We start from the raw sequence: 18,517 nt of genomic DNA on the forward strand, positions 1-18,517 counted from the left end.
GCAAGCCCGCAAGCTAGAGCGGTTTCTGGCTTTTTAATAAGGTGATTTCAGCGCGCCGGAGATCTTGGCATAGGTCTTGTATCTGTCTGGCGGTAATTCCGAGACATGTAGAACGTTTTCTGTTCTGTCATAAACCTTGGATAAGTTAGGCCGCTCAGATACCAGGAGAGCGCTGGAATGAATACGGTCAGCGAGCGGGTTTCCCATCCCTTGGCAATGAGTCATGAGTCTCGGCAGGTTCTGGTGCAATGGTTGAAGTCCAATGGAACGCGTCAGATCAGTGAACCTGATGCGCGCCGGACGTTGATTGAGCGTTACCCCGCTGACTTGTTCAGCGAGGCGGAACTGCAAGCTCTATGGGATGTGATGAAAGGATAGAAAACGACGGATTGTTTAAAAGCGCTGCCGGGATGGCAGCGCTTTTTTTTGCGCGGGTATTTAGAAGCGGTACTGACCAGTGACCACCAGGCTGCGTGGATCTCCCGGCTGGATCTGGAAGGCGCTGGTGGCGGAGCTGTAGTACTCGCGGTCGGTGATGTTGTTCAACGCCGCGCGCACGTCCCAGTCCTTGTGTCGGTAGCCGGCCAGGGCATCCCAGCGGCCGTAGCCGGGCAGCACCACGGTGTTGGCGCTATCGGCGTAACGGTCACCCACCAGGGTCAGGCCGGTTTCGGCGTACCAGCCCAGTTCCGGCTTCCAGGTGATGAACAGACTGCCATTGCGCTTGGCCACGTTGTTCACCCGCTTGCCCTCGAAGCCGTTGTTGTCCTTGACCACCATCGCGTCCTGCACGCCTACGCCGCCGCGCAGGTACCAGTTGCCGACGATCTTGCCGCTGGCGGTCAGCTCAATCCCTCGGGAGCGCTGCAGGCCGGTCATGAGGACGATGTTACGGTCCAGTGGGTCGGTGGTGCGCCGGTTGTAGAGTTCCAGCTCGTACACCGCCAGAGTGGTGCTCAAACGCTCGTCCAGCCAGTCGCTCTTGACCCCGATTTCCTTCTGCCGGGTCAGCTCCGGGCTCAAGTCATTGCCGTTGCCGGAAGCGCTCGGGTTGATGCCGATCAGGCCACCGCCCACGGGGGCGAATGACTTGCTCCACGAGGCGTAGAACGAGTGATGTTGCAGCGGCGTCCAGACCACCCCCAGGCGTGGGCTGACGCTGTGGCTGTCGCGGCTGGCGGACACCCCGGTGCGTCGGTTGGTGGTCTGGACCTCGAACTGGTCGTAGCGCAGGCCGGCGAGCAGTTGCCATTGCTCGTTCAGACGCAGTTGGTCTTGCAGGTAGAGCGCCCGGCTTTCCACCTCCGTGTGGTTGTTGCTGGACACCTGCATGCGCCCGGTATGGCTCTGATACGGGTTGGGGTTGTACAGGTCGACTTCGGGCACCGCCTGGCTGCCGGGGCCACTGGTGGCCGCTTTGTAGAGGATCGGGTCGCGGCGCTGGCTGCCCATCTCGATGCCGGTGAGCAGGCGGTGCTCCAGGCCGAAGGTGTCGAAGCGGCCTTCCAGTTCGGTGTTGTTATAGACGTTGCGGGTCTTCAGGTCTTGTTGCCAGCGCTGACGCTGCACCTGACCGGTTGCTGCGTTGTAGCCGGACAGGTAGGTGTTGTCGAAGTCACTGTCGAGCTTGAATACCCCCAAGGTGTGGCGCAGTTGCCAGCTGTCGTTGAGCTCGTAGCTCAGCTTGGAGCGCAGGGACTGCGACTTGTCGTCGATGTAGTCGCCGTGGTCGCCGTAGCTGGTGTCTCGACCGACGTCCGCCGGACGTCCGTTGACTCCCGGGATGCCGCGATCCGGTGTGCGGTTGTAGCGGCTGTATTCATACTGCACCAGCCAGTTCAGCGCTGGCGTCAGTTGCCAGCTCAGGGACGGCGCGAACAGTTGCCGGTTGCCACTGACCCCATCGCGGAAGCTGTTCTGGTCCTGATTGCCCAGGTTCAGGCGCAGGCTGATGTTCTCCGTCGGGTCGGCGCTCAGGTCGGCATAGAGGCTGCGCAGGTCGTTGCTGCCACCCTGGACTTCGACGCTGGAGCGGCGGCCGAATTCGGGCAACTTGCTCACCCGGTTGACGATCCCGCCCTGGCTGCCACGGCCGTAAAGCACCGCCGCCGGGCCCTTGAGTACTTCGATGCGTTCGATGTTGTGCAGATCGCGCACGTATTGGCTGTCGTCGCGAATGCCGTCCAGGTAGAAGTCATTGCTGGCGTCGAAGCCACGAATCCGCAAGCTGTCGAAGCGTGTGTCGGCGCCGCTGCTGACGTTGGGAATACCGCTCAGGGCGCTGCCCAGATCGTTGTGGCCGTAGTCCAGAACGTTGGCGGTCTTGATCGTGTCGATGGCCTGGGGCACATAACGCGCGACTGTCGCGGTGCGGGTTGCGGTGCTGACGTCCTTGACCCGAGGGTCGTCAGGGTCGCTTACCGCCTCGGCGGTGACGGAAGTCGTTGGCAAGGTGGTGTTGGCGGCGCCGGCGAAGCTGGCGGCCAGCAGGGTGCAAAGTCCCAGGGACAGGGGCGTAAGGCGGAAATGGGCAGGCATCTGAAACGCATCCGAGAGGGAGGTAATTCGAAAGGGTGCGAATGATAATGCGTGCTATTTGCTTATGTTAACTATTGTTGGAAAGTTCCCCAGGGGTATTGTTGCTATTTGTTTCTGCTGGATATCTGCTCGCATTCAAGCGCTAAACAGAGAGATTCGACCGCTTACCGCAACAGACTAAGAGTTATTTCGAGGTTTTTTCGCCGGCATCCGACGCCTAGTCTGCACGGCATTGCCTTCTCAAGACCTCATCTGGAGCTCCTATGTCCTCGGCCACCCTTCACTACATTTATGACCCGCTGTGCGGCTGGTGCTACGGCGCCAAGCCGCTGATCCAGGCGGCCCAGGCGGTGCTGCCGGTGCTGGCCCACGCGGGCGGCATGATGACCGGGCGCAACCGCCAGCCGGTGTCGCCACAGTTGCGCGATTACGTCATGCCTCACGATCGGCGCATCGCTGAATACACCGGGCAACCCTTCGGTCAGGCGTATTTCGAAATCCTGTTGCGCGACCACACAGCGGTTTTCGACTCGGCGCCGCCCATTGCCGCCGTGTTGGCGGCCCAGGCCCTGGACCGTCGAGGCCTGGAAGTGCTGGGGCGTTTGCAGAGTGCCCATTATCAGGAAGGCCGACGCATTGCCGATCGCGATGTGCTGCTGGCGCTGGCGCAGAGTCTGGGTTATGCACCGGTACAGTTTGCCGAGGCTTTTGATCGGGCACTGGCGGTTGAGTTGGATGAGCATATAAAAGCCAGCCGGGCACTGTTGGCCAAAGTCGGTGGCCAGGGTTTCCCGACCCTGGCGCTGGAGCGCGATGGCCGCTATCAATTACTCGACATCAGCCCTTGGCTGGGCAAACCCGAGGCGTTCGCCGATTGGCTGAAAACCGCTGTGGACGCGGGTTCCGGCCCTCATGCTGGCGCGGTACAGGCCTGTGGCCTGGACGGTTGTGCGCTGTGATCTCACCCGACCTGTGTGGAGCTACTCATGGATAACCTAGCGTTGATCAAAAGCACCTATGAAGGTGCCAACTCCCAGGAAAATGCGCAGAACACCGCCGCAGCCCTGGCCCCCGATGCGCGTTGGACCGAGGCCGCGGGTTTTCCCTATGCCGGTACCTACATCGGCTTCGAGGCGGTGCTGGAGCATGTCTTCAAGCGTCTGGGGTCGGAATGGCAGGACTTTACCTTCAAGGTCGACAACTACGTGGCCCAGGGCGACAAAGTGTTCGCCTATGGCAACTACCAAGGCATCTATAAGGCCTCGGGCAAGCCGATCGATGTGCGAGTGGCCCATTTGTGGACCCTCAAAAACGGCAAAGTCACCCATTTCGAGCAGTTCGTCGACAGTCACAGCGTGCAGTTGGCGATGCTCTAGTCCGAGGTTCTTAGAACTTTTCCACTATTTCAAGACGATTCACGAAATTGACACATTGTTAAGGGCGCAGCTAGGATTCGCCCCCAACGCCTGTGGCCAAGAGCCATATTTCAGAATAATAAAAGGCCCGCCGCGATCACTCGTGGGCGGGCCTTTTTGTTTCGCCGGTAGAAGAGCGTTTAAGCGCCAGAGCCGGTAGAGCGCACAGATGCGTCATCTAACCGTAATAAGGAAAATAAAATGTTGAAACAGCGGATCTGCTTGATCGCACTGGGGATTCTGAGCGCTACCCAAGCCATGGCCGACGGCCAGGCCGATGCCAAGGGTTTTGTGGAGGACAGCAGCCTGAACGTGCTGCTGCGCAATGCCTACATCAACCGTGACAAAAAGCACGGCAACGACGACCAGCGCGAATGGGGCCAAGCCGTCATCGGCACCTTCTCGTCGGGCTTCACCCAAGGCACCGTGGGCGTCGGCGTTGATGCTTTCGGCCTGTACGGCCTGCGCCTGGACAGAGGCAGCCACGCCGGCGGCCAGGGCATCGACTTTTTCAAGCCCAGCGAAGGCGGCAACAAGAGCCCGGCGGGCGATCTGGCCAAAGTCGGCGCTGCAGCCAAATTCCGTATCTCCAACACCGTGCTGACCTACGGTGATCAGATGCCGTCGCTGCCGGTACTGAACTATGACAACGCGCGTCTGCTGCCGGAAAGCTACACCGGCACCCTGATCACCTCCAAAGAGATCAAGGGTCTGGAGCTGAATGCCGGTCGCTTCACCGCCGAGTCGCGCAAGAGCGCTGAAGGCCGTGACAGCGGTGGCCTGAAGTCGATCAACGTGTTGGGCGGTAGCTACCAGTTCACCGAACAGTTCAAGGGCGCGCTCTACGCTTCCGACGTTGAAGACGTGCTGAAGAAGCAGTACATCAACCTCAACTACGTGTTCCCGTTGGCTTCCGAGCGGTCCCTGACCCTGGACTTCAACGGCTACCGCACCAAGCTGGACAACAGCTACGCAAAAGACGTCGGTGCGGGCGGCCAGGACAACAAAATCTGGAGCCTGGCGGCCACCTACGCCACCGGCCCGCACTCGTTCACCCTGGCGCACCAGCGCAGCACTGGCGACAGCCATCTGGGCTACGCCTACGGCGGCTACCAGCGTGGGCAGAACCGCGTGGGTGACGGCGGCGGCACCATCTACCTGGCCAACTCCTACTGGTCCGACTTCAACGCTGAAGACGAGCGCAGCTGGCAGCTGGGCTACGGTCTGGACTTCGGCGCCTTCGGCGTACCGGGCCTGACCTACAACGTGGCCTACGTGCGTGGCGACAACATCACCACCTCGACCTCCACTGGCGGCACCGAGCGGGAAATCTTCAACCAGTTCAAATACGTGGTCCAGAGCGGCCCGGCCAAGGACCTGAGCGTCAAGGTACGTAGCTCGATCCTGCGCGTGTCGCAGAAATCCAGCGAGTACAACGACAGCGGCAACGAACTGCGGGTGTTCGTCGACTACCCGATCAACGTGTTCTGATGAGCGCCTGATCAGCACCTGATTGCAGGTGCTCGCCAAGCCAAAAGCCCCGACTGGTTCGGGGCTTTTTCATGTTCGGTTATCGCTTGCGTGGTTTTGCCAGAAAGGGCAGGTGGATGTTTTCGTGCCACTGTCTTTTCAAGGCGTCGCCTTCGCGCTTGTAGGCAAACATTTCTTGCCAATGTTCACTGGCGAGCTGGAGCATTTTCCCTGGAATGTGTTCCGTCAGACGGGTGAAGTAGCGCAGGTGATAGGAGCCCAGAACTTTTATGAGTTCATTGAGCTGTAGGGTCTTTGCGCTGTTGGCTTTGCCTTTCAAGGCTTCATTCAAGATGAAGGTCGGGATCACCATGATGTAGGTGCCGGTAGCGCCCGTGAAGTCCGGAATACCGTCGTCGAGTTGGTAGAGGATATAAACGTAGAGGTCTGCCCAGCGTCGTTTGAGCTGATTACTGGTGAATTCCTTGCCATTGCGGGTCTGCATCCAGGCTGCCTTGGGAGACACCGGCAGCGCAGTTTTCAGTTCGTTGGCATAGGCCAGGTGACGAAGAGGTCGCGCTGTCTTGTCGACGAGCTTGGTTTTGACCTCCACCGCCCAGCCGTTCCAGGTGGTTCGGCAGAACCAGTCTTTGTCTTCGTTCAGGGGGTCAGTGGTGACCTTGCACGAATCCAGGAGCGGTTGCGGATAGCCAAAGTAAATATCCGCCACATCGCTTTCGCCATTGTCTTCGCTGACCGGGTCGAACAGCTTGTTGTGCAGGTAACCGTAAGGCCTACGGTTGGTCTCTGGCTTAAAGTCAGGACTATGGGCCGGCGGATTGCTGCGCTCGAAGTCCTTGATCGCCGAAATGATGAATGACTCATACACCCGCCCGATCCAGCTGGGGTTGTTCTTGAGGATTTTCAGTAGTCTTTCTGACAGTTCCATCTGCGGGTGGTCCTTGGGGCAGGGAGGTCTGGCCATGAATGGCCTGTTCACGGGGCGCCGGGATTTTCGGCGAGTGGTTGGTCGATATCAATCTTGCTACAGTCCGCGGCTCCTTCCTGTCACGGATGATTTCGATGTTCCGTATCCTGTTATCCGGCCTGTGCCTGCTGAGCGTCGCCAGCATCGCCCACGGCCAGCCAGCGACTGCATCCGAGCAGTTGCTCAGCCAGTTTTCACGCTGCGATGCGCAGTTTTTCCAGAGCCTGAACACCGCCCAACTGCCGGCCGCGACCTTGACCGTGGCCAAGTACGGCGCGGTGAGTGCGCCCAAGGTCCTGAACCCCTTGCAGGAAGGCGGACGCTACCAGGCGTTCGAACAGCCGCTGCTGGTCAACGGCGTGCGCTTGGTGGGCTACTACAACGAAGCCCAGTCGCTGAAGTCGGTGGGTAACCTGCTGTTCTGGGGGTTTATTGCCGAGGGTGAGCCCCGTGAAGTGGCCGCAGCGCTCAAACCTCTGCTGGTGGACAACCACCGCCTGAAGGCAGACCGCAGCGCCATGGTCCGGGTGGAGATCCGCCGGGTGGGCGACCCTATCGACAGCTGGCGCACCGAAGGTCTGGTCGGCGGCGGCGTGGCCACGCCGTTCGGTTTCGTCGAGCGGGTATTGAGTATCGACAAAGGCATCGCCAGCGCGCCGATCTCAGGTCGCACCACGATCTTCTGCAGCCTGCAGGGCACGGTTACCGCGCCACTGCTGCAGGTCTATCGCCCTGACCTCAACGCTCACCTGCTGGATTGAAAAACATGCCTTCATTGTCTGTACGCGGGTCGATCCTGCTTGTGTGTGCCCTTGCCGTCACTGGCTGTGCCAGCCTGCAGAGCCAGGACCAGATCAACTACGCCCATTGCCGCCTGGTGGGCCAGGCCTCCAAGGCCGAGAAGTTCGATGTGGTGCTGCAAGAGGCCGACCTGTGCCTGTCGAAAAACCAACTGTCCAAGCCGATGCAGAGCCTGGTGTACTGGTTGCAGTCCGATGCCTACGCCAGCTTCAAGCGTTACCCGGAAGCCATCAGCGCCAAGGAAAAATCCATCGAGCTGGGGCCCAAACCCGATGCCCGTGCGGTGCTGGACCTGAGCCGTCTTTATCGTGAGTCGGGCAACCCGCAAAAGGCCCTGGAACTGGTGCAGTCCAACCTCGACGCCAACCTGGGCGAGGCGGGCAAGGGCAGCGGCTTCAATATGCCGACCTACTACCACCTGGGCCAGGCCCTCTACGACCTGGGGCAATACCGTGAGGCGGCTGAAGCCTATAGCGCCGGTCTGCAAAAGCAGCCGGACTATGCCTGGGCCTTCTACCATCGTGGTTTGGCCTACGAAAAACTGGGCCTGACCGACGATGCTCGCGCCGACTTTACCCAGTTCGCCAAGCGGGTGGACCAGAAGTACGTCGAACCGCAGCACCAGGCCAAGCTGGCCGAATACCAGATCAGCCTGCCCTGAGCAGAGCCTTGCCGACGCAATGAAAAAGGCTCGCCGTTTGGCGAGCCTTTTTGTTCAGCAACCTTGCCCATCAGTCATCCGGATTGATCGCGAACTTCAACTGATCGCCTTCCAGGTACACCACCGCCTCACGGCCATGGATATCCACAGGGCGGGCTGAAATCGCCTCATGCTCGGGGACGATCTTGGACAGCACCTTGTGCTGCACGTCGACCCGCCAGATACAGGCCCGCGGCCCTTCGTTATCGAAGTACATCACCGGGCGGGTTTCGCTCCAGGTGGGATTGACGATGCTCCAGCCGGCCTCGACCTCATTGTGCTCGGTGACGTTCTCGGAGTAGGTGTTGTTGCTCTGCCGGTCGTAGTCCAGGGACAGGCTGTAGTTCTCCTGATTCAGATCCTGGCCGACCCGCGCTCGGGCATGGCGCAAGGTGTTGGAGAGCGACTGGAACACCTGCTGGCTGGCTTCGGGAGCACTGCGCGAGCCCAGGCGATAGCGCATGCCTTGCTGCAGTTCGCCGCCGCTGCGCTGGCGGTAGTAAAACACCCCGTCGACGATGCCGGCGAAGCGCTGGCCCTGATCGTTGGACCCCGGAGAGGCCCAGCCGACAAAGCCGATATCCCGGGCAATGGGATGCAGGCCGGGCTGGTCATCGGCGTATTCGTAGAGGGTGCCGACATAGCCTTCCCGCCCCCTCTGGTACTGACCGACGAACAGCACCACATGCAGCACGCCATCCAGCACCTGGGCGTCGACGATCTGCTGATCGCCCTGGGCAGGAGCGGCGGTGAACTTGGCCAGGGTGAAACGCTGCCAGTCATCAGGGTCCTGCAGGCGGTACTGACGGGTGGGGTCCATTGGCAGCAGCTCGCCTTTGCCGGGAGCCGGAGGGATCGGCAACAGCGTGAGCATTTTCACCTGGGCCCGATAGGCCGACTCCAGGCAGTCGCTGTCGATGCAGGTGTCGCGCACTTCCCGCAGCCACTGGGTTTGCAACAAGCGAAACACCTGCAGGTGTTTGAGCGCCTTGTAGCGGCGGTTCAACTCATCGTCCTTGGCGGACAGGGTCGGCGTGTCGCAGACGGTTTTCTCCACCCGGGTTGAGGCCTTGGCGCAGTCGAAACCGGCGGCCTGCAACTGGGGCATGAATGCAGCCAGGGCCAGGCCCGTGGCGGCAAGCGACAGCAGAGGAAACTTCATCAAAACATCCTTGTAGGCAAACGAGCTTGGATCAGGGGGAGGGGAAGGTCTGCAGATAGGCCAGCAGATTATCGATTTTTTCTTCATCGCTCAGCCCCCAGAAAATCATCCGCGTACCGGGCACCACGGCTTTTGGATCTTCCAGGTACTGGATGAGTTTGTCCCGGGTCCAGACGATGCCCGACGACTTCATGGCCGTTGAGTATTGATAGTCCGTGGCACTGCCTGCCGGCCGGTCGATGATGCCGTTGAGCTGCGGCCCGAACGAACTGCGCACCGAAGGCCCGATATTGTGGCAGCCGCTGCACAAGCGCTTGAACAGCTTGCCACCGGCCTCGGCGTCGCCGGCCAGGGCCGGAGCGCTGAACAGCAGGGAGTGGAGCAACAGCGTCAGGATCGATAGGGAAATGGACTTCATGGGCGGCCTGTGTACAACGGGGATCGGCGGGTATTGGAGCATGAAGTGCGATGATTTGGGGATGTTGCGGTGATCCAATTCGTTGGCTTCGGTATCAGTGCTTCAGCTCGATTTCGATACGTGCTGTGGGTCAGCCACGTCTCTGCCTTAGCGATGCGAGGCGAAATTTTATGAGTGATCGAAGGCGCAGGAGGGCAGTGGCTTTATGTGTCGGCAAAATCTGCGTTTCTGGTGAATGAGCAGACAACGTTCACAAGAAAGCAGGCTTTTGAGTGCATGACGAGACGCTCAAGAAAAATGTGTAGGCCAGGAAGCAAAAGCGGAGGAGTGGACAATTTGTGGACGCTCTCACGGCATGACGTGAGTAAGCGTCTGGCCAAGTCACCTTCAAAACTCCAGCATTAAGGGCGATGGTGTCCGCGTATTTTTAAGCGGACACCATCGCCCTTAATCGCCAGGATTTTCATGCGCCAACGAAGCTCTTATCCCAAACCGTTCAAAGCCCAGGTCGTTCAGGAATGCCTTCAGCCCGGCGCCACCGTTTCAAGCGTCGCCATCGCTCACGGCATCAACGCCAACGTCATTCGTAAATGGCTGCCGCTTTACCGGCACAGCTCAGTGCCCGCGTTGCCTGCGTTTGTCCCGTTGAAGGCTCCTCCTAAGCGGCCGTCAGAGGCATTGGCGATCATCGAGATACCCGTTGGCGAACAAGCCATCGCCGTGAAGTGGCCAGTGTCCGATCCTGATGGGTGCGCTCGATTTATCCGAGAGCTTGCCAAGTGATCCGCATTGACGCCATCTGGCTCGCCACCGAACCCATGGATATGCGTGCCGGCACCGAAACTGCGCTGGCCAGAGTGATCGCAGTATTCGGTGCGGCGAAGCCGCACTGCGCTTATCTGTTTGCCAATCGCCGGGCCAATCGTATGAAAGTTCTCGTGCATGACGGAATCGGCGTTTGGCTGGCGGCACGGCGGTTGAACCAAGGAAAATTCCACTGGCCAGGCATACGACAAGGCAGCGAGTTGGAACTGGATAGTGAGCAACTTCAGGCCTTGGTACTTGGTTTGCCTTGGCAGCGCGTTGGCGCTGGCGGTGCAATCACGATCCTTTAAAAAGCTGTAATTAAACCCAGAACACGCTGTCGCACGCGGTCGGCTTTGGTAAAATCCACGGCATGACTTCTATGCCAAACCTCGACCACATGACCCCCGACTGTTGGCGCTGATTGAAAACTGACCCACCCTGCCGATTGAAATTTGACCCAGGACGGATTGCTGATTTTTGCCCCAGCAATTGTGGATAAGCTTAGCAGCAGTGTTCCGATTGAAGACGCATCAAGCCCCACCGCATGTATGCATGCAGTAGGGCATTTATGGTTCCGATCAAAATGGCTCATCGTCCTCGACATCATCTCCGTCCTTGCGCTTTCGTTCCCGTGACTTGATCTTTGTCTGGGCGGCCAAGGTGCTGTGTTGTAGGCGGTAGGACTCGTTGCCCGTTTCGACGATGTGGCAGTGATGTGTCAGCCGATCCAACAACGCGGTGGTCATCTTGGCGTCGCCAAACACACTCGACCATTCCGAGAAGCTGAGGTTGGTGGTGATGACCACGCTGGTGTGTTCGTACAGTTTGGACAGCAGGTGAAATAACAGGGCACCGCCGCTTTGGCTAAAAGGCAAATACCCCAACTCATCCAGTATCACCAGGTCTGTGCGCAGCAGTGCCTGGGCGATTCGCCCTGCCTTGCCATCGTACTTTTCACGTTCCAGCAGATTCACCAGATCCACCGTGGAGAAGAAGCGCACGCGTTTGTTGTGGGCCGTGATTCCGGATACAGCCAAGGCACTGGCCAAGTGTGTTTTCCCGGTTCCAGGGCCGCCGATGAACACGACATTCTGCGCGGTTTCAGTGAACGCTAAGCTGGATAGATCGCTGACCAGCCGGGCATCAGCGCTGGAAGCGCTGAAGTCAAAGCCAGCTAAGTCACGGTGCATGGGGAGTTTTGCCATGTTCATCTGATGATTCACCGAGCGCACCGCGCGATCCGCATGTTCCTGCTGAAGCAGATGTTCCAGCAGCCATTTCGATGAAGCCGTCGACGCTGTTCCTTGAGAGACCAGTTCTTCCCAAGCACTGGCCATGCCGTGCAGGCGAAGTTCTTTGAGTTCAGTCATTAGGTCACGCATTGCGATTCTCCTCATCGGTCGCACGGAGCCGGTCGTAGCGTGCCGTATTGGCAACAGGCGCGACCTTGAGTTGCAGGCTGGTTTCTACACTGGGAGGTAGTGCGGTGGAGGTCAGCCGGGCAAGGACATTGAGGATGTGATCGGCGCTCAGACTTCCCGATTCAAGTACCAGCTCCACCGCCACCAGCACAGGTTCGAGCCCCGCAATTGGCACAGCAGCCAGTACCTGCATCATGATTCGATCACCGTTGGTGTGACGCCTCAGTCCTCGTTTGAGAAGCCGTAACGGTTTTGGCAGATCAGCAAATGGCGCACCGTTGCGCAATGCACCAGGCTTGCGTTCGATGAGTGGGATGTAGTGCTGCCAGTCAAAACTGACCTGATCTCGATCAAAGAGGCGCTCGTGACTGGCGATCACCGTTTCGTCAGCAATGACCACGATCCGCGAAGGGTACAAACGGCTGCTGACCCACTGGCCGACGCGCTCACACGGCACGGAATAGCGATTTCGCGCCACGCTGATCAGGCAGGTGCTGGAGACCCGCACGGTACGCTCGACGTAGCCATCAAATGCCGTCGGCATTGGCATCATTTCGACCTGCTCCAGCTCCAAGACCTCGGCCACCGTCAGCCCGTTGTACTGCGGATGCACCAGTTCGCTCCAGAGCGACCGACAACGTTGGCCGAGCCAGACATTCAGTTCCTCGAAGGAGTGAAACATGCAGTTCTGAGCATCGAGCCAGATTCGTCTCCGGCTATCCTGCACGTTCTTTTCGACGATGCCTTTTTCCCAGCCAGAGGCCACGTTGCAGAAGTCCGGATCGAACAGATAGTGCGCGCACATCACGGAAAACCGGGCGTTGACCGTGCGGCCTTTGCCTTTGTTAACCTTGTCGACAGCTGTTTTCATGTTGTCGTAGATGCCGCGACGTGGCACGCCACCCAACGCTCCAAACGAACGTGTATGGGCATCAAACAGCATCTCGTGGCCTTGGCTGGGGTACGCAACCAACCAGAATGCGCGGCTGGCGCACAGCTTCATGTGGGAGACCTGGATACGTCGAAAAAGACCACCGATCAGCAGACCTTCTTCGCTCCAGTCAAATTGAAAGGCCTCACCGAGCGCAAACGTCAGCGGTACAAAAGCGCGTAAAGACTTGCCTTGCTCGCCTCGCCAAGAGCGCACAAACGCCGTGAGCTGGCTGTAACCGCCGTCATAACCCTCGGCTTTGATCTGCTCAAAAAGTGCTTTGGCGCTCCTGCGGTTGTGCTTTGGGCGGAACGAATCGGCCTTGAGCGCCTGCTCCAGGGTCTCGTGAAAAGGGCTGAGCTTATTGAAGGTTGCGCACCGTTGGTACGCTGGCTGAGTGGCTTCGGGCGCTCTGACCCATTTTCGGATGGTGTTTCTCGACAGCCCGGTACGCTTGGCTATCTGATGCAGCGAGAGCTTGTCGCGGAAGTACATCCGCCGGATTTTTCCCAACATTTCCATGCTGATCACCCTGTGTTCTCCTGCTCGAAAAGTGAGCAGAAGCAGTTGAACACCTGGGTCAGTTTTCAGTCGGCAGAAGAGCCTCTACTGGGTCAGTTTTCGGTCAGCGGCAACAGGATGCGCTCTTCCCGCCGGATATTGCTTTCAATCATCCCGTCGAATACTTGCCGGGATCTTATTTGATCGTTTGTCTCTGGAGATCAGTCTGGTTCGGTGAGCCACAGGAATACTGATTCTCCTTAAGCGCACCGAACATCCAAGACTTTTTTAAACGAATAACAATCAATCGAATGGTTAGTAGATAGTAATAGCGTGTCGGAACAGACCGCTGGCTTACGTGATGATCAAGAAACCACGCAAGATGCTTTCGCTGCCAGGTCCATGGATTCTCCCGGCGCCAGCGCTCTGAAATGGTTGCTTGAATAGCTTCGGCCTGGCGGATGTGACGTTCGCGTGTGGCATGTGCTCCAGTCAGCATTCCAGCCAAAAGATCTTCATATCGAATGGTTTATTCATACCCGACCACCGATGTACGCCGATACCACGTCGATCCGACCATGTCCTAGCTCATAACTAATTTGTGCGCGCGCCTTCTTATCGAGGTGTATGTCGAGCTGGCAGCAACGGCCTCCATTGATGGGCGCGGGATGACGGGTGACTTGCTCATAGCGTTCGCATGCATAGGCCGCTCGTAATTCGTGGAAGCCTTTTAAGCTCTGCGTATGGAGGATGGCCCGTGCAGGACGGACGATTCCCCGTTGGAAATCGAGGTAGGTTTCGGTCGGTGCAAGTAGGTTGCGGCTACCGTCGGGTGAGACCTGTTCGGCGAATCTCAGCGCCTCGCGAATATGATCATCTGCCCTGATCCAGCGAGGTGCCGAGGCACCTGAGCGGCCCCCCTTGGTGCCATCCTGGATGTTGATCTTGCCGTATTGTTCGGCCTCACGTTTTAAGCGCGAAAGGTCGGCCAAAATGGCCTCACGTAAGCGCATGCCGGTGGCTCGCGCTAATTGAGCGATGGCCGCGGCACGCGGCTGCTGGTGTACGCAAAGCACCTCTACGACCCTCTTCACATGTTCGCGGTCTTGGCCTTGCGGCACCGAACGACGAACACTGGTGCGCCGCATTCCTAGCGCCTTGCTCGGACTCGGTACTTTCACATACTGATCACCGCGAAGCGCTGCCAGGGTCCGATTGACGCTGGACAATCGGTTTTGCGCAGTGGCGATGGCGAGATCGCTGCGCTCAACCAGGTGACGCAGATGCTCCGCGTAATCCAGCAAGGTCTGCCGATCAATCTGTCGTGCGTCATTAATTCCCGGGCCATCCTCCGACCGACACCAGCGTACAAACGCCAGCCAACGATCACTGTGTGCTTTGACCGTCCCGTAATGCCCGCCGCCAAACAGATCACGTAGCGCCTGTGGCCCGGCATAACTCAGTTGCCGGCCATAGCCAAAATTGCGACCGTCACGTTTACCGACCAGTGCCATGATCAAATTCCTGTCGAAGCCAAATCTTTGAAGCTTTCCCCACGTCATCCCGCCAAGAATGTTGAGTGTTATCAGGGATCAAGGCCCCTGCGACCTGTGAGGGTTGTCCACTAACGCGGGACTGGCGGCTCCTTACGACCGGGAGCTTGGGCATCTCATGATCTGGCCTCCTGAACACTTCCAAGAAAGTGGGCGGGTGGAGGCTGCGCTGGTTGACGAGACCGATGCCGCGAGATCCTGAGTCGGGTGAAGGCAGTGATGCGATGGCCGGGGCATACCTGACTGTCAGTCAGGTGCAGTCCATTCCGTGGGCTGCGGCACCATTATCTGCATCGCTGTTGCTGGTGACTTCGGTGTTTGTCACGCCGATTGTCACGAGGGGGAATGCCACAAAGCCTTATACGAGTTGGGCTGCAGCAGTGGTATGAGCGCCCGTCTCTTTCCGGGAGAAAGAGACGGGCGCAGGTTGGCGCACGGGAATGGCCAAGCGGATAGGTTGCTGCAGGGCAGCTATGAAAGGGGATGAGTTGCCGCAGTGGGCACACTGGTAAAAGTAGGCATCCATTACATCGCTGTGGCCGTGCGAGCCGCCGGACGCTAATCGCACTTTGGGAGAACCACCACGGTGTGGCGTAGCCTCAAAGGTTCTGGCTACCTGGGGTTGCTGTCGACGACAGCGCTTTGCCCGATCTTTTCTACGTCTGTGGATAATTTGGGTCAAGGCTCGAATTTTCGGGGATTCTGCGGCTGTGGATGAAATTATCCACCGGTGGAAATCTATGGTTTTCCACAGACAATTTGCGTGGACTTTAGATTTTTTTAAATGAGGTCCATCCAAGCAGGGCGGCTTTGCAGCCCCGCTTGGATGGACCCGCGTGGAAGGGCGGACTGCGATGATCTCATTGGCTTACCCGCGTTTGGATGCGCCACGGCTATTTTGTAGGGCGGTGATGTTGTTGCCGACTGGGTGAGCGAATTCGTGAGGCGTTAAATGGCCGCTGCGATTGGCATCAATGTGAGACTGTCAGAAATTTTGTGTTCGGGCATACCATGAGTAAGAGGTGCATGTATGCCAACCAAAAAGAAACCGCTTCGAGAGTTACCAAAGGTTCCGAAAGAGCTGCTTGAGCAGTTTTCCGCTGCTCCGCTGATGACCGCAGAAGCCATCGAAGAAGCCTCTGCAGCGTTCAAGAAGGCGCTGATTGAGCGAGCCCTGAATGCTGAGCTGGGTCATCACCTGGGCTATCCTCCGGGCGCACAGCGGCCGGAGGATGAAACCAACCTGCGCAATGGCAAGAGCGCTAAGACGGTACTCACCGGTGATGGCCCGCTACGGCTTGATATTCCTCGTGACCGGGATGGCAGCTTTTCGCCCATTCTGATTCCCAAGCACGAGCGCCGTTACACCGGTTTCGACGACAAGATCATCGCCATGTATGCCCGCGGGATGACGGTTAGGGAGATCCGGGCCTTTCTTTCCGAGCAGTACGGAACGGACGTATCACATGACTTCATCAGCTCCGTGACCGATGAGGTCATGGAAGAGATTGGTGCCTGGCAGCAGCGCCCGCTGGAGCCGATGTATCCGGTCATTTTCTTTGATGCGCTGCGAGTCAAAATCCGCGAAGAAGGCTTGGTTCGTAACAAGGCGGTCTACTTGGCGCTGGGCGTTTTGCCCGATGGCACCCGCGATATTCTGGGCATCTGGATCGAGAACACCGAAGGCGCGAAGTTCTGGATGAAGGTGTTCAACGACCTCAAGACCCGTGGCGTCGAGGACGTGCTGATTGCTGTGACCGACGGCCTTAAAGGGATGCCAGAGGCGCTCAGTGCGGTGTTCCCGGACACAACGCTGCAGACCTGCATCGTGCACCTGATCCGCAATAGCCTCGACTATGCGGCCTGGGACAAACGTAGAGCCTTGGCCAAGGCCCTCAAGCCGATCTATCAGGCAGTTAACGCCGAAGCTGCTGAACAGGCGCTGGATGAGTTTGAAAACGGGCCCTGGGGTAAGCAATATCCAACGGTGGTGGCTGCCTGGCGACGGGCGTGGGATCGAGTTATTCCGTTCTTTGTCTTCCCACCCGCCATCCGGAAAGTGATCTACACCACCAATGCCATCGAGAGCATCAACGCCCAGTTACGCAAGATCATAAAAACCCGTGGCCACTTCCCGAACGATGATGCGGCGACCAAACTGATCTGGCTGGGGCTGCGCAACATCACAGCGAACTGGGGCTCAGCGGCGCATGATTGGAAAAGTGCGATGAATCAGTTTGCGATTTTGTACGGAGATCGATTTATCAGGCCGACCTGGTAAAAGCATGGCCTGCCTAGCGGCAGGCCGTTACCGGCCCGCACACAAAAAATCTGACAGTCCCATCAATGTAGTTGCTCCACCACGCCATGATCAGCCGGCGCTGCTCCAGAAATTCAGCTTTGTGGATATACGCGGCGCGCACACGGTTGCGTTCCTTGTGGCTCATTTGTCTTTCGATGGCTGCGTCGGTCCATAACCCGGACTCCAGCAGGGCGCTACAGGCCATGGTCCTGAAGCCGTGGCCGCACACGTCCTTGCTGGTGTCATAGCCGACGTTGCGGAGCATGGTGTTCACCGTGTTCTCGGACATGGGCTTCCAGTACTTGTGGTCACCCGGTAGCACCAACTCTGAAAAGCGACTCAGGCTGCGCAGACGCTCCAGTATTTCGATGACCTGCGGCGATAGCGGAACCATTTGAATGTCGCCGTTCATCTTGGTCCCGCGTGTGGAGTTGCGTACCCCTTCAATCGGTGCGCGCGTATCGGGGATTTCCCACATGGCGCGTTGGAAGTCGAACTCACTCCATCGAGCGAAGCGCAACTCGCTGGAGCGGACGAACACATGCAGAGTCAGCAGCACGGCAAGGCGCGTCAGCTCGCGGCCGTTGTAGTTGTCGATTCGGTGTAGCAGTTCGGGTAGGCGGTTGAGGGAGAGGGCCGGGCGATGGACTGTGCGCGGTGCGTGAATCGAGCCTGCCAGATCAAGTGCAGGATTCATGGTGATCTGCCGAGCCCTTTTGGCCCCGCGCATGATGGTGGATAAGTAGTTCTGTACCCGTAACGCCACATCCATGGTGCCGCGTTCCTTGATGCGCTGGGTGATCTCTAGCAGGTCATGGGTATCGAGTTCAGCGATGGGTCGTTGGCCGATCAGCGGGAAGACGTGGGTACGCAGTCGGCTCATCACGGTTTTTGCGTGTCCTTCGGTCCAGCGACGGGACATGTCGGCGTGCCACTCCAGAGCAACGGTTTCGAAAAGCAGTGCCGCTCGCTGGGCTACGATCTTGGCCTTCTTCTTTTCTTCCATTGGGTCGAGGTTGTCGAGCAGCAACGCCTTGGCTTCGTCTCGCTTACGTCGTGCGACGGAAAGGGTAACGATGGGGTAATTGCCGATGATGAGCGTGCCTTCCTTGCCGCTGGGCTTGGTGTACTTCAAGCGCCAGGTCTTCACGCCATTGGGTTTGACGAAAAGGTACATGCCGCCGCCGTCGAACAGTTTGTAGGCGCGTTCGCGGATTTTGGCCGTGCGGCATTGCAGGTCGCTGAGGGGGATCGCTAGACGTGGCATAGGGGTACGCGCTCCTGACCGGGAAATCGCAGTACCCCTAACATACCCTCGGGGAAGGGGGATTTTGTTGGATCCCGACAGAGGGTCCTGGAACGAAAAAACCCGCCAAAGGGCGGGTTTTCGGGGCTTCCAGAGCATTCAGTGGAATGCAATGGAGCCTAATGTGGTGCCGGCACCAGGAGTCGAACCCGGGACCTACTGATTACAAGTCAGTTGCTCTACCAACTGAGCTATACCGGCGTG

17 protein-coding genes and 1 tRNA gene are annotated in these 18,517 nt (G+C 58.5%); 9 read left to right on the forward strand and 9 right to left on the reverse strand.

Annotation, left to right across the window (positions count from 1 at the left end):
- Nucleotides 1-177 precede the first annotated feature (177 nt).
- Complete coding sequence (locus tag PLD_RS16770; protein WP_159894625.1) at nt 178-378, forward strand: hypothetical protein; 201 nt, start codon at nt 178-180, stop codon at nt 376-378.
- 60 nt (nt 379-438) lie between these two features.
- Here the strand turns inward: PLD_RS16770 and PLD_RS16775 are convergent, their stop codons facing one another.
- A complete protein-coding gene (locus tag PLD_RS16775) occupies nt 439-2,538 on the reverse strand; it encodes a TonB-dependent siderophore receptor (RefSeq protein ID WP_159894628.1) in 2,100 nt (699 codons plus the stop codon).
- Nucleotides 2,539-2,801: 263 nt separating this feature from the next.
- Here PLD_RS16775 and PLD_RS16780 point away from each other — a divergent pair, with 263 nt between their 5' ends.
- The 3 genes from PLD_RS16780 to PLD_RS16790 all read left to right on the forward strand — a co-directional run bounded on the left by PLD_RS16780 (nt 2,802) and on the right by PLD_RS16790 (nt 5,444).
- The gene (locus PLD_RS16780) at nt 2,802-3,497 is read left to right on the forward strand and encodes a DsbA family protein (protein WP_159894630.1); all 696 of its coding nucleotides are present in this window, start codon (nt 2,802-2,804) and stop codon (nt 3,495-3,497) included.
- Nucleotides 3,498-3,524: 27 nt separating this feature from the next.
- Nucleotides 3,525-3,914 carry a nuclear transport factor 2 family protein gene (locus PLD_RS16785; protein WP_159894632.1) on the forward strand — a complete coding sequence of 130 codons (390 nt, stop codon included), beginning with the start codon at nt 3,525-3,527 and terminating at the stop codon, nt 3,912-3,914.
- A gap of 240 nt (nt 3,915-4,154) precedes the next feature.
- Nucleotides 4,155-5,444 (forward strand): OprD family porin, encoded by a 1,290-nt coding sequence (locus tag PLD_RS16790; RefSeq protein WP_159894634.1) that lies wholly within the window; start codon nt 4,155-4,157, stop codon nt 5,442-5,444.
- A gap of 79 nt (nt 5,445-5,523) precedes the next feature.
- Here PLD_RS16790 and PLD_RS16795 read toward each other — a convergent pair whose 3' ends face one another.
- Nucleotides 5,524-6,372, reverse strand: a complete 849-nt coding sequence (locus PLD_RS16795) for a hypothetical protein (RefSeq protein WP_159894636.1) — start codon at nt 6,370-6,372, stop codon at nt 5,524-5,526.
- A 134-nt stretch (nt 6,373-6,506) separates the two neighbouring features.
- Between PLD_RS16795 and PLD_RS16800 the strand changes: the two genes are divergently transcribed.
- Both PLD_RS16800 and PLD_RS16805 read left to right on the forward strand, forming a co-directional pair.
- Nucleotides 6,507-7,172, forward strand: a complete 666-nt coding sequence (locus PLD_RS16800; protein WP_256674656.1) for a hypothetical protein — start codon at nt 6,507-6,509, stop codon at nt 7,170-7,172.
- 5 nt (nt 7,173-7,177) lie between these two features.
- A complete protein-coding gene (locus PLD_RS16805; RefSeq protein WP_159894638.1) occupies nt 7,178-7,873 on the forward strand; it encodes a tetratricopeptide repeat protein in 696 nt (231 codons plus the stop codon).
- 70 nt (nt 7,874-7,943) lie between these two features.
- On the opposite strand, the gene PLD_RS16810 is transcribed toward PLD_RS16805, so the two are convergent.
- Complete coding sequence (locus PLD_RS16810; RefSeq protein ID WP_159894641.1) at nt 7,944-9,074, reverse strand: lysozyme inhibitor LprI family protein; 1,131 nt, start codon at nt 9,072-9,074, stop codon at nt 7,944-7,946.
- A 31-nt stretch (nt 9,075-9,105) separates the two neighbouring features.
- A complete protein-coding gene (locus PLD_RS16815) occupies nt 9,106-9,492 on the reverse strand; it encodes a cytochrome c family protein (RefSeq protein WP_115581395.1) in 387 nt (128 codons plus the stop codon).
- A gap of 465 nt (nt 9,493-9,957) precedes the next feature.
- Here PLD_RS16815 and PLD_RS16820 point away from each other — a divergent pair, with 465 nt between their 5' ends.
- Nucleotides 9,958-10,275, forward strand: coding sequence for a transposase (locus PLD_RS16820; RefSeq protein ID WP_159889782.1), 318 nt, complete (start codon nt 9,958-9,960; stop codon nt 10,273-10,275).
- The gene (gene tnpB / locus PLD_RS30740) at nt 10,272-10,607 is read left to right on the forward strand and encodes an IS66 family insertion sequence element accessory protein TnpB (RefSeq protein WP_159889784.1); all 336 of its coding nucleotides are present in this window, start codon (nt 10,272-10,274) and stop codon (nt 10,605-10,607) included. The genes PLD_RS16820 and tnpB overlap by 4 nt, the downstream gene beginning before the upstream one ends.
- A 270-nt stretch (nt 10,608-10,877) precedes the next feature.
- Here tnpB and istB read toward each other — a convergent pair whose 3' ends face one another.
- From istB to PLD_RS16840, 3 genes are all read right to left on the reverse strand, one after another.
- Complete coding sequence (istB, locus tag PLD_RS16830; RefSeq protein WP_044311019.1) at nt 10,878-11,681, reverse strand: IS21-like element ISPsy20 family helper ATPase IstB; 804 nt, start codon at nt 11,679-11,681, stop codon at nt 10,878-10,880.
- On the reverse strand, nt 11,674-13,173 hold the full coding sequence (gene istA / locus PLD_RS16835; protein ID WP_159898161.1) for an IS21 family transposase: 1,500 nt from the start codon (nt 13,171-13,173) through the stop codon (nt 11,674-11,676). The genes istB and istA overlap by 8 nt, the downstream gene beginning before the upstream one ends.
- 512 nt (nt 13,174-13,685) lie before the next feature.
- Complete coding sequence (locus PLD_RS16840; RefSeq protein WP_159894644.1) at nt 13,686-14,666, reverse strand: integrase domain-containing protein; 981 nt, start codon at nt 14,664-14,666, stop codon at nt 13,686-13,688.
- A 1,069-nt stretch (nt 14,667-15,735) separates the two neighbouring features.
- On the opposite strand from PLD_RS16840, the gene PLD_RS16850 reads away from it, so the two are divergent.
- On the forward strand, nt 15,736-16,986 hold the full coding sequence (locus PLD_RS16850; protein WP_159890008.1) for an IS256 family transposase: 1,251 nt from the start codon (nt 15,736-15,738) through the stop codon (nt 16,984-16,986).
- A gap of 13 nt (nt 16,987-16,999) precedes the next feature.
- Here PLD_RS16850 and PLD_RS16855 read toward each other — a convergent pair whose 3' ends face one another.
- A complete protein-coding gene (locus PLD_RS16855) occupies nt 17,000-18,274 on the reverse strand; it encodes an integrase arm-type DNA-binding domain-containing protein (protein WP_159894646.1) in 1,275 nt (424 codons plus the stop codon).
- Nucleotides 18,275-18,438: 164 nt separating this feature from the next.
- Nucleotides 18,439-18,514: transfer RNA gene (locus tag PLD_RS16860), tRNA-Thr, on the reverse strand.
- Nucleotides 18,515-18,517 lie beyond the last annotated feature (3 nt).

The organism is Pseudomonas sp. LD120, assembly GCF_009861525.1.
Taxonomy (GTDB): domain Bacteria; phylum Pseudomonadota; class Gammaproteobacteria; order Pseudomonadales; family Pseudomonadaceae; genus Aquipseudomonas.